The sequence below is a fragment of the Bradyrhizobium sp. 25ACV genome (assembly GCF_054863005.1).
On the sequence record NZ_JAVAYO010000001.1, the window covers coordinates 465,636 to 477,513 of the forward strand.

An 11,878-nucleotide genomic window follows, 5' to 3' on the forward strand; every position below is an offset into this window, starting at 1 on the left:
ATCATACTCATTGCAGGAGCGGGGTCCGCAAGTCGAGGGTCAGCGGAAACTCATTTGTGCGTTCCTCGGGCGGTGGCTGGACCGGCCCCGGCGTATGGCCGTGGTCCTGGAAACGCGCCAGCCGCCGCGCCTCGGCCTCGTAGGTGTTGACCGGCTTGGTGTCATAGCTGCGACCGCCGGGATGGGCGACGTGGTAGACGCAGCCGCCGAGCGAGCGGCCGTTCCAGGTGTCAATCAGGTCAAAGGTCAGGGGCGCATGGACCGGGATGGTCGGGTGCAGGCCGGAGGCCGGCTGCCAGGCCTTGAAGCGGACCCCGGCGACAGCCTCGGCGGAGCGGCCGGTCGAGGTCATCGGCAGGCGGCGGCCGTTGCAGGTGACGATGTGGCGGCCCTCGACAAAACCCTCCGCCTTGACCTGAAGCCGCTCGACCGATGAATCGACATAGCGCACGGTGCCGCCGGCCGAGCCCTCCTCGCCCAGCACGTGCCAGGGCTCCAGCGCCTGGCGCAGCTCCAGCGTCACGCCGCCATGATGGACGCGGCCGAAGGCGGGGAAGCGGAATTCGAGCTGGGCCAGATACCATTCCGGCTCGAAAGGATAGCCGGATTGCTTCAGCTCGGAGAGCACGTCCAGAAAATCCTCCCAGATGAAATGCGGCAGCATGAAGCGGTCGTGCAGCGCCGTGCCCCAGCGCACGAACTTGCCGGCCTGCGGCTCGCGCCACATCTTCGCGATCAACGCGCGGATCAAGAGCTGCTGCGCCAGCGACATGCGCGGATCGGGCGGCATCTCGAGGGCACGGAATTCGACGAGGCCGAGCCGGCCGGTCGAGCCCTCCGGCGAATAGAGCTTGTCGATGCAGATCTCGGCGCGGTGGGTATTGCCGGTGATGTCGACGAGCACATGCCGGAACAAGCGGTCGACCAGCCACAGCGGCGTCTGGTAGCCCGGCGGCGGCACGTGCGAGAGCGCGATCTCGAGCTCGTAGATGCTGTCGTGGCGGGCTTCGTCGATGCGCGGCGCCTGGCTGGTCGGGCCGATGAACAGGCCGGAGAAGAAATAGGACAGCGACGGATGCCGCTGCCAGTACAAGACGAGACTCTTGAGCAGGTCGGGCCGGCGCAGGAACGGCGAGTCCTGCGGCGAGGAGCCGCCGACCACGACGTGGTTGCCCCCGCCGGTGCCGGTGTGGCGGCCGTCGACCAGGAAGCGGTTGGCGCCGAGGCGAATCTTGGCGGCATCCTCATAGAGCCCGACGGTGATGTCGACCGCCTCACGCCAATTCTTTGCCGGCTGGACGTTGACCTCGATCACGCCGGGATCGGGCGTCACTTTGATGACCTCGACGCGCGGATCGAATGGCGGCGGATAGCCCTCGACATGGATCTGGAGCTGCATCTCCTCCGCCGTGGCTTCGAGCGCCGCGATCATTTCGAGATAATCCTCGATCCGCTCGACCGGCGGCATGAAGGCGCAGAGCACGCCGTCGCGGACTTCGATCGACAGCGCAGTACGCACCGGAACAGACGTGTTGAGATGCTCGGGCTCGACCCGCGGCGGCGATTCCGGGCGCGCCGGAAGGCTGAACACCGGCAGCTTGCCTCGCGCCTCCATCGGATCCCGCTCGATAATGTAGGGATATTGATTGGGCGGGACGTAGCCGAGCGAGCCGAGCGGCAAGCGCAGGCCGAGAGGCGAATCGCCCGGCATCAGGAACAGATGATTGCGCCGGAGAGCCCAGCGCTCGCTGCGCCAGCGCGGCGGCGCGTTCCAGCGCTGCACCGGCAGCACGAAGCCGCGCGGCGTGTTGAGGCCGTCGTCGAACACACGCGCCATCCGCGCGCGCGCTTCCGGATCGGATAATTTGGGGTCCGACGGATCGACGTTGACGGGCAGCTCGGCTTCCTTCTGGAGCCAGTAGGCAGTGTCCTCGTAAGCCGGGATGATATAGCCGGGATCGAGCCCGAGCCGCGCCACCGTGCCCTCCATGAAGGCCTCAGCATCCTTCGTCTCGGCGCGCCGTGGATTCTCGATCTTGGCGATGAGGTCGGCGTTCTTCCAGATCGGCACGCCATCCTTGCGCCAATACAAGCCAAAGGCCCAGCGCGGCAAGGTTTCGCCGGGATACCATTTGCCCTGGCCGTAATGCAGAAGGCCGCCGGACGCGAAGCGCGTGCGCAGGCGGCGGATCAGATCGTCGCCCAGTGCGCGCTTGGTCGGGCCGACGGCCTCCGTATTCCACTCCGCAGCTTCCAGATCGTCAACCGAGACGAAGGTGGGCTCGCCCCCCATGGTGAGCCGCACGTCCTGCGCGGCGAGATCGCCGTCGACTTGCTCGCCGAGATCGTTGAGCCGCGCCCAGGATTCGTCGGAGAACGGCTTGGTGATGCGCGGCGCCTCGCGAATGCGGCGCACGCTCATGTCGAAGGCGAACTCGACCTCGGCAAAGCCGGCGCTGCCGGAAATCGGCGCAGCCGAGCGATAATGCGGCGTGGCAGCGACCGGGATGTGGCCCTCGCCCGCGAGCATGCCGGAGGTCGCGTCGAAACCGATCCAGCCGGCGCCGGGCAGATAGACCTCGGCCCAGGCGTGCAGATCAGTGAAATCGTTCTCCACTTCCGGCGGACCCTCGATCGGATCGATGTCGGGACGGATCTGGATGAGATAGCCGGAGACGAAACGCGCGGCGAGCCCGAGATGCCGGAAGGTCTGGATCAGGAGCCAGGCGGAGTCGCGGCACGAGCCTGCGCTAGATGCGAGCGTCTCCTCCGGCGTCTGCACGCCGGGCTCCATGCGGATGATGTAGCGGATCTTCTTCGAAAGCTCGCGATTGAGCTCGACCAGGAAGTTGACCGTGTTCGGAGCGTCCTGCGGGATCGAGTCCAGATATTTCGCAAACAGGCGATCGGGCTTGATGGTCTCCAGATAAGGCGCCAGTTCGGTCCTCAGGTCGTTCGGATAGTCGAACGGAAAACTGTCGGCATAGGGCTCGACGAAGAAGTCGAATGGGTTGACCACGGTCATCTGCGCCGTGAAGTCGACCTCGATCTTCAATTCGGTCGTCTTCTCCGGGAAGACGTAGCGGGCGAGCCAATTGCCTTGCGGATCCTGCTGCCAGTTCACGAAATGGTTGGATGGCGTGACCTTGAGCGAATAGCTCATGATCGGCGTGCGCGTATGCGGCGCCGGCCGCAGGCGGATGGTCTGCGGGCCTACATCGATCGGGCGATCGTATTTGTAGTGCGTGACGTGGTGTAATGCGACGTAGATCGACACGGGGTGCGATGCTCCAGCAGCTTTTTTGAGCAGAACACCTGAGGTGGACGCGATCAAGCACTAACAACGGGCAGACCGTGCCTAGGTAAGGTGCGGGCCGAGTGCTTTCTTCCTTCTCCCCTTGTGGGAGAAGGTGGCGCGAAGCGCCGGATGAGGGGTATGTCTCCGCAAATCCGATGCAGGATCACTCGCGGAGAGAACCCCTCACCCGTCTCGCCGCTTTGCGGCGAGCCACCCTCTCCCACAAGGGGAGAGGGAAAGAGAGCACCCCCTCTCGGCGAATCCCTACGCCGCCGACGTCAGCCGCTGCAGGAACTGCGTCACCTCGCGGCGGAGGGTCTCGACTTCGCCGTGGACGCGTTCGGAGGCACCGTTGACGCGGCTCGCGACGCGGCCGGTGTCGGCAGCGGCTTCGCTGATGCCTGACACGTTGGAGGACACTTGCGAGGTGCCGACTGATGCTTCCTGGACGTTGCGGGCGATCTCGCGGGTCGCGGAGCCCTGCTGCTCGATCGAGGCCGCGATGCTCGCGGTGATGCCGTCGATCTCCGCGATGGTCTGCGCGATCGCCTCGACGGCCGCGACCGAGTTGGTGGTCGATTGCTGCATCTCGCCGACCTTGGCGCTGATCTCCTCGGTCGCCTTGGCGGTCTGGTTGGCGAGGCTCTTGACCTCGGAGGCCACGACGGCGAAGCCGCGGCCAGCCTCGCCTGCCCGCGCCGCCTCGATCGTGGCATTGAGCGCCAGCAAATTGGTCTGCTCGGCGATCTCGCTGATCAACTTGACGACATCGCCGATCCGCAGCGCCGCATCCGCGAGGCTACGAATCTCGCTGCCGGCACGATTGGCTTCGTCGACGGCGCGGCCGGTGCTCGTGGTCGAGCCGGCCACCTGGCGGCTGATCTCTGCGATCGAGGATGCGAGCTGTTCCGCGGCGCTCGCCACCGTCGCGACGTTGCTCGAGGCCTGATCGGACGCACTGCGCATGCCGGAGGTCTGGCGGTTCGTCGTCTCCGCCGCCGCTGCCATCTGGCCGGCGTCGGATTCGAGATCGGTCGCGGCGCTCATCAGGGTGCCTGCGACCTCGTCGAGATGCGTGCCGAACTGCTTTGCAAGGCCGGCGATCTCGACCACCCGGCGGCCGAGGCTGTCGGTGCCGGCATTGATGACGGTTGCCGAGCGGCGGAACGAGCCAGGCAATCCGCGCGCGAGAATCCTGCGAAAATACTTGCCGCGGCTGGCATATTCCATCGATGCCGAAGCCTCGCGAACGAAGGCGTCGGCGATGTCGAGCATGTCGTTGACCGACTTCTGGATGGTGCCGATGTGCCCGGCCTGGCGCTCGCTCAGGATCCGCGCTTCGAGATCGCCGCGCGCCGCCCTGCGGCAGACATCGGCGACCTCATCGACGGCCACCGCCGTGCGGTGCTGGCACCAGAGCGCGTAGCCGAGCAGCAGGATCGCCGCGCCGAGCGGCGCTGCACTGACGATTGCGGTCCAGCCGAGCAGCGAGGCGACGAACGCGATGCTGGCGAGGAGGCACGCGATTGCGGTCGCTCCTTGCGCCTTAGAGAGAGAGCACAAATTCATCGTAGCCGACACCGTTTTGCTTGAGCAGACCGACCATCATGTCGAAGCTCGCACGCATACCGTCCTTGGCATTGGCGTGGCGTGCCTCTTCTGCGCAGAGCGCCTTGTAGATCGGCTTGATGCGCTCGAGCGACGCCGGATCGGGCCTGCGTCGATTGGAATGATAGCCGATGATGTTGCCGCGATCGTCGAGCGTCGGGGTGACGTGGGCGAACACCCAATAATGGCTGCCATCTCCCGCGAGATTGACGACGTAGGCGAAGATTTCCTGCTTGGCCTGGAGCGTATCCCACAGCAGCTTGAAGACGCAGCGTGGCATGTCGGGATGGCGGATCAGGCTGTGGGGCGCGCCCATCAGCTGCTTCCAGGGGTATTTCGCCATGCGGAGAAAGACTTCATTGGCGTAGGTGATGCGGCCTTTGAGATCGGTCTTCGATACAATCAGCTCCTCCTCACCGAGGAGATTTTCCACCCCCGTGGGACGTATCGCTTGCATCGGTTCGATCCTTAAAGGCCGGCCCACCACGCTGTGGAGCCGCATCGCCCCCTGTCTACGGCAACAGTGTTAAACAGGTGTAAGCCGCGGATCCCCAGCGAAGAAACCTCGCCTCCGTATCATTACGTAGCGAACGATCGGTGCAATTCGCGCAACCACACGCGCTGCCCATCGGCCTCGCGTCTCCCCCAATGACACGCAATTGCATGTGTTCTGCGCGAAGCGCGGCTACATCGTCGCGCCGAGCACCCAGGGCGCGAACTCGGCACCGCCGAAATCAAACCTCTCGCTCTTGGTCGGCTGTCCCGAGGCCGTCTTGAGGATGAGATCGAAGATGCGCTGGCCGCATTGCTCGACGCTCTCCTCGCCTTCGAGGATGGTGCCGCAATTGACGTCCATGTCCTCTTCCATGCGCTTGTACATGGGCGTGTTGGTGGCGAGCTTGATCGAGGGCGCCGGCTTGCAGCCGAACACGCTGCCGCGGCCGGTGGTGAAGCAGACGAGATTGGCACCGCCGGCGACCTGCCCGGTTGCCGCGACAGGGTCGTAGCCGGGCGTGTCCATGAAGACGAAACCCTTCTTGGTGATGGGCTCGGCGTAACGCAGCACCTCGACGAGGTTGGTGGTGCCGGCCTTCGCCATCGCACCGAGCGATTTTTCAAGAATGGTGGTGAGGCCGCCGGCCTTGTTGCCGGGGCTCGGATTGGCGTTCATCTCGGCGCCTTCGCGCTCCGTGTATTCGTCCCACCAGCGCATCAGGTCGACCAGCTTCTCGCCGACCTCGCGGCTGACGGCGCGGCGCGTCAGCAGATGCTCGGCGCCGTAGGTCTCCGGCGTCTCCGACAGGATCACGGTGCCGCCATGGCGCACGATGAGATCGCTCGCGGCGCCAAGCGCGGGATTGGCGGATACGCCGGAATAGCCGTCCGAGCCGCCGCATTGTAGAGCGACCGTCAGCTCGCTCGCCGGCACCGTCTCGCGCTTGACCTTGTTGGCGTCAGCCAGCGCTTCGCGCACGAAGGCGATGCCCGCCTCCACCGTCTTGCGGGTGCCGCCGACCTCCTGGATGTCCATCGCGCGCAGGCGTCCCGCGAGCTTCTGCTCCTCCATCAGACCACCGATCTGGTTCACCTCGCAGCCGAGGCCGAGCACGATGACGTGGGAGAAATTGACGTGGCGCGCATATCCGCCGAGCGTGCGGCGGAGCAGCGCCAAGGGCTCGTTCTGCGTCATGCCGCAGCCGGTCTTGTGGGTCAGCGCGACCACACCGTCGACATTGGGGAAATCGGCCAGCGGATTGTCGCCGGTGAAGGGATTCTTCTTGAAGACGTCGGCGACGAGGCTTGCGACATGCGCACTGCAATTCACCGAGGTGAGGATGCCGATATAGTTGCGCGTGGCGACGCGGCCGTCCGGGCGGCGGATGCCTTCGAAGGTCGCCGGCAGGTCGAAGTTCGGCGTCGGCTTGACGTCGGCGCAATAGGCATAGTCTTTTGAAAAGTCGCCCATGCCGATGTTCTGCACGTGCACATGCTGGCCCGGCGCGATCGGAATGGTCGCAAAGCCGATGATCTGGCCGTAGCGGATGACAGGCTCGCCTACCGCGATCGGCTTGATCGCGACCTTGTGGCCGGAGGGGATGCGCTCGACCGTGGTCACGCCGTCGGCAACGACGGTGCCGGGCGGCAGGCTGGCGCGCGCGATCAGCACGCCATCATCGGGATGCAGGCGGATGACGGGGCTGATGGTCATGGCGAATCTCCTTCGGAGGCGAGTAGCGAATGGTGAATAGCGAATGGAAAAAGGGAGTAGCCCATTCGCTACTCCCCATTCGCCATTCGCGACGTCTCAGGCCTTGCCGCCCGAATCCTTGCGGGTCGCGTTGACCTGCATCTTGGCGTAGGTCGTCATCAGGCCGACTTCGTTCGAGAGCGTCACCAGCTTGAAGCCCATGTTGATGGCGCGCGCGGCGCCCTCGGCGCCGCTGCAATGGATGCCCGGGTTGAGGCCGCGCTTGCCGCATTCCTTGATGATCTTCTCATAGATCGCGAGGATCTCGGGCTCGCTGCGGTCGAGCTTGGGCTCAAGGCCGTAGGAGAAGCCGAGGTCGGACGGTCCGATATAGACGCCGTCGATGCCTTCGACGTCGAGGATCGCTTCCATGTTCTCGACCGCGGTCTTGGTCTCCATCATCGGCAGAAGGATGGTGTCGGCATTCGCGGTCTTCTGATACGAGCCCGCGGTGCCGTACATGCCGGCGCGGATCGGGCCGTTGGAGCGCACGCCCTGCGGCGGATATTTGGAATAGGAGACCAGGTTCCTGGCTTCCTGCGGCGTGTTGACCATCGGGCAGATCACGCCATAGGCGCCGCCGTCGAGCACCTTGCCAATGATGCCGGGCTCGTTCCAGGGCACGCGGACCATCGGGGTCACGGGGTGCTTGTCCATGGCCTGGAAGCACTGCACCATCGAGAGATAGTCCTGCACGCCATGCTGCATGTCGACGGTGACGCTGTCGAAGCCGCATTGCGCGATCATCTCGGCCGAGAAGCCGGAGGGTATAGCGAGCCACGCGTTGACCACGGCCTTGCCCGACTTCCAGATTTCCTTGACCTTGTTCGCCACGTTGCCTTCCTTCTTTGTTGTTTGGACCTTCGTCACCATGACGAGCGCCGCGACAGCACGACCCGCTGTTAGCGCGAACCGGAGCGCCGCGCTACGCTCGCAATGACGCAACGCCTATGCGCTCGCGCTGGATACTGACTTCGCTGACACCGACCTCGCAGGCGGCGCCCACTATTGCCGCCCGGGGTGTCATCCGGCAAGGGACGCCCTTTCGGGTCCGCGCTGTCACGATTTTCCGCCTCGGATCGCCCGGAATCGGCACCTCCCGACCCCCGCATCGGCCTGGCGGCGTGCATGGGCAGTTTAACCTCCCCGGCATCGACACGGCCAGCGTCAACCACCTTCGAATCGACGTCAAACCATCGCCCGACGCCCCCGGTTCCGGCCATCACGCGCTCACTCCTCCGCACTTGCCTCCTCGCTTGCGCCAAGCTCTGCAAGACTTTGTTCGAGCGCGCCGAGCATCTCCTGCAATTCGGCGAGCTTGCGTGCGCCGAAGCGTCGCGTGATCTCGGCATAGATCGCCTCCGATGTCGGCGCCACCGAGGCCATCAGCTTCACGCCCTCTTTCGAGATCGAGACCATGCTGCGGCGCTGGTCCGCTTTCGCCGTCTTTCGCTCGATCAGATTGCGCGCCTCGAGATCGCGCAGGATGCGCGACAGGCTCGGGCCGAGCAGGAACGCCGTGCGCGCGAGTTCCGTCACCTCGACCGCCTCAATCGCCGCCAGTGCACGCAGGATGCGCCATTGCTGCTCGGTCAAGCCGTGCTCGCGCAGCGAGGGACGAAACTGCCGCATCACCGCTTCGCGGGCCCGCAACAGCGACATCGGCAGCGAGCGCGAGAAATCGCGCATCGGCACCTGCCGTGCGGCAGGCGCGCTTCCGTTGGCTGGATCAGCCGGTCTCTTCACCATGATGCCCTTTCAAACCGCAAAACGTTTGCAGTGCAGCAAGCCGAAATTGTGTTTGACGCATTCACTTAACATGTTAAGTATCTCCCGGCACCCCAATTTGTAAGATCACAAATGGCGCTTTCCAACGACGATATCCAAGCTTGCGCGAGGCGTCTGCATCAGGCGGAGAAGACCCGCACGCAGATCCGGCAGCTGTCGCAGGATTTCCCCGGCATCACCATCACCGATGCCTACGCAATTCAGAAGGCCTGGGTCGACGTCAAGATCGCCGAGGGGCGCATCGTCAAGGGCCACAAGATCGGCCTGACCTCGAAGGCGATGCAGAGCGCGCTCAATATCGACGAGCCCGATTCCGGCGTGCTGCTCGACGACATGTTCTTCGCCGATGGCGGGATCATTCCGACCGAGCGCTTCATCGCGACACGCGTCGAGGCCGAGCTCGCCTTCGTCATGAGCAAGCGGCTCGCGGGGCCCGACTGCACGCTGTTCGACGTGCTCAACGCCACCGATTTCGTGGTGCCGGCACTGGAGATTCTGGACACGCGGATCGAGCGCGTCGATCCCAAGACCAAAGCGACGCGAAAGATTTTCGACACCATCGCCGACAATGCGGCGAATGCCGGCATCGTGCTCGGCGGACGGCCGATCCGCCCGCTCGACGCAGACCTGCGCTGGATCGGCGCGCTGTGTTTTCGGAACGGCCAGCTCGAAGAGACCGGCCTTGCCGCCGGCGTGCTCAATCATCCGGCGACCGCCGTCGCCTGGCTCGCCAACAAGATCGCGCCCCTCGGCCTTGCGCTGGAGCCTGGACAGGTCGTGCTTGCGGGCTCCTTCATCCGTCCGATCGAGACCCGCAAGGGCGACACAATTCAGGCCGATTATGGCGCCTACGGCTCGGTCAGCTGCTACTTCGCTTAGGCGCATAAGAATACAGGGAGTGAAACCGCGATGCCGCATTTCACGATTGAATATTCGGCCAATCTCGATGGCCGCCTCGATATCGCGGCGGTGTGCGAGATCGTGCGCAAGGCGGCGGTCGAGACTGGCATCTTCCCGCTCGGCGGCATCCGCGTCCGCGCGATCAGGTGCGAGCACTATGCGATCGCTGACGCGCGGAACGACTACGGCTTTCTCGACATGGTGCTACGCATCGGCGAGGGCCGCGATCTCAAGACGCGGCAGCAAGCCGGCGAGCACGTCTTCCAGGCACTCTCCCGACATCTAGATCCCGTCTTCGCTGCCAGCAAGTTCGCTCTGTCGTTCGACATGCAGATCAACGACAAGGACACCAGCTGGAAGCGCAACAACATCCACGACGCCCTGAAAGTGGAAGCCGCCCATGGATAAGCCCAGCCCGAAAACCGATATATTCCAGGCCAACCGCGACCGCGTCGCACCGCTGCTGAACAGGCTGCGAGCCGACGGCATCGGCCACATGATCGACGGCAAGACCGTCGCCTCGATCTCCGGCGAGACGTTCGAGACGAAATCGCCAGTCGACGGCACGACGCTCGCAAGCGTCGCGCGCGGCACCGCCGAGGACATCGACCGCGCCGCAACGGCCGCGGCGCTTGCCTTCAAGTCCTGGCGCGATATGGGCCCGGCGATGCGGAAGAAGCTGCTGCATCGTGTCGCCGACGCGATCGAGGACAACGCCGACGACATCGCGGTGCTCGAATGCATCGACACCGGCCAGGCCTATCGCTTCATGGCCAAGGCCGCGATCCGCGCCGCCGAGAATTTCCGCTTCTTCGCCGACAAATGCGCGGAGGCGCGCGACGGCCTCAACACGCCGAGCGACGAGCACTGGAATATCTCGACGCGCGTGCCGATTGGCCCGGTCGGCGTGATCACGCCGTGGAATACGCCGTTCATGCTCTCGACCTGGAAGATCGCCCCTGCCCTCGCGGCCGGCTGCACCGTCGTGCACAAGCCGGCGGAATGGTCGCCGGTCACCGCGGACATGCTCAGCAAGCTCGTCAAGCAGGCCGGCGTTCCCGACGGCGTGCTCAACACCGTCCACGGCTTCGGCGAAGAGGCCGGCAAGGCGCTGACCGAGCATCCCGCGATCAAGGCGATCGGCTTCGTCGGCGAGAGCGCGACCGGCTCGGCGATCATGGTGCAGGGCGCGCCGACGCTGAAGCGCGTGCATTTCGAGCTCGGCGGCAAGAACCCCGTGATCGTGTTCGACGACGCCGATCTCGACCGCGCGCTCGATGCCGTCGTGTTCATGATCTACTCGCTCAACGGCGAACGCTGCACGTCATCCAGTCGCCTCTTGGTTCAGGCCGGCATTGCGGACAAGTTCACGGAGAAGCTCACCGCGCGCGTGAAGGCGCTGAAGGTCGGCCATCCCCTCGATCCCGCCACCGAGATCGGGCCGCTGATCCACGAACGGCATCTGGCAAAGGTCTGCTCCTATTTCGACGTTGCGCGCCAGGACGGCGCTGTGATCGCGGTCGGCGGCAAGGCCCATGACGGCCCGGGCGGCGGACATTATGTCGAACCTACCTTGGTCACCGGCGCGCACGGCAAGATGCGCGTGGCGCAGGAGGAGGTGTTCGGCCCGTTCCTCACCGTGCTGCCCTTCAAAGACGAAGCTGAAGCCATCGAGATCGCCAATGACATCCGCTATGGCCTGACCGGTTATGTCTGGACCAACGATGTCGGCCGCGCACTGCGCGTCGCCGATGCGCTGGAGGCTGGCATGATCTGGCTGAACTCGGAAAATGTCCGCCATTTGCCGACGCCGTTCGGCGGCATGAAGGCGTCCGGCATCGGCCGCGACGGCGGCGATTACTCGTTCGATTTCTACATGGAAACCAAGCACGTCTCGCTGGCGCGGGGCACGCACAAGATTCAGAAACTGGGAATTTAACGCTTCGTCGTTCCGGAACCTCGAGATTCTCAGGTGCGCAATTGCGCACCATAGTTCGGCTCTTCGAGCCGCCCGGAATGACGACCGAGCCGAGGGG

9 protein-coding genes are annotated in these 11,878 nt (G+C 64.8%); 3 read left to right on the plus strand and 6 right to left on the minus strand.

Annotated features, from left to right (window positions below; translation table 11 throughout):
- Nucleotides 1-7: 7 nt before the first annotated feature.
- From RAD04_RS02020 to hpaR, 6 genes are all read right to left on the minus strand, one after another.
- On the minus strand, nt 8-3,277 hold the full coding sequence (locus RAD04_RS02020; RefSeq protein ID WP_461622420.1) for a transglutaminase family protein: 3,270 nt from the start codon (nt 3,275-3,277) through the stop codon (nt 8-10).
- 285 nt (nt 3,278-3,562) lie between these two features.
- Complete coding sequence (locus RAD04_RS02025) at nt 3,563-4,867, minus strand: methyl-accepting chemotaxis protein (protein ID WP_461622421.1); 1,305 nt, start codon at nt 4,865-4,867, stop codon at nt 3,563-3,565.
- Complete coding sequence (locus tag RAD04_RS02030; protein ID WP_461622422.1) at nt 4,845-5,363, minus strand: PAS domain-containing protein; 519 nt, start codon at nt 5,361-5,363, stop codon at nt 4,845-4,847. The genes RAD04_RS02025 and RAD04_RS02030 overlap by 23 nt, the downstream gene beginning before the upstream one ends.
- A 228-nt stretch (nt 5,364-5,591) precedes the next feature.
- Nucleotides 5,592-7,115 (minus strand): UxaA family hydrolase, encoded by a 1,524-nt coding sequence (locus RAD04_RS02035; protein ID WP_461622423.1) that lies wholly within the window; start codon nt 7,113-7,115, stop codon nt 5,592-5,594.
- Between the two features lie 96 nt (nt 7,116-7,211).
- Entirely contained in the window at nt 7,212-7,988 is a 777-nt protein-coding gene (locus RAD04_RS02040; protein ID WP_008549964.1) for an HpcH/HpaI aldolase family protein, read from the minus strand.
- A 396-nt stretch (nt 7,989-8,384) separates the two neighbouring features.
- Nucleotides 8,385-8,903, minus strand: a complete 519-nt coding sequence (hpaR, locus tag RAD04_RS02045; protein WP_183258472.1) for a homoprotocatechuate degradation operon regulator HpaR — start codon at nt 8,901-8,903, stop codon at nt 8,385-8,387.
- Between the two features lie 111 nt (nt 8,904-9,014).
- On the opposite strand from hpaR, the gene hpaH reads away from it, so the two are divergent.
- The 3 genes from hpaH to hpaE are packed head-to-tail and all read left to right on the plus strand — an operon-like array spanning nt 9,015 to nt 11,781.
- Entirely contained in the window at nt 9,015-9,821 is an 807-nt protein-coding gene (gene hpaH / locus RAD04_RS02050) for a 2-oxo-hept-4-ene-1,7-dioate hydratase (RefSeq protein ID WP_091953424.1), read from the plus strand.
- A gap of 30 nt (nt 9,822-9,851) precedes the next feature.
- Complete coding sequence (locus RAD04_RS02055) at nt 9,852-10,250, plus strand: 5-carboxymethyl-2-hydroxymuconate Delta-isomerase (protein WP_339038451.1); 399 nt, start codon at nt 9,852-9,854, stop codon at nt 10,248-10,250.
- A complete protein-coding gene (gene hpaE, locus RAD04_RS02060) occupies nt 10,243-11,781 on the plus strand; it encodes a 5-carboxymethyl-2-hydroxymuconate semialdehyde dehydrogenase (protein ID WP_461622424.1) in 1,539 nt (512 codons plus the stop codon). Before RAD04_RS02055 ends, hpaE begins: the two co-directional genes overlap by 8 nt.
- Nucleotides 11,782-11,878: the final 97 nt, after the last annotated feature.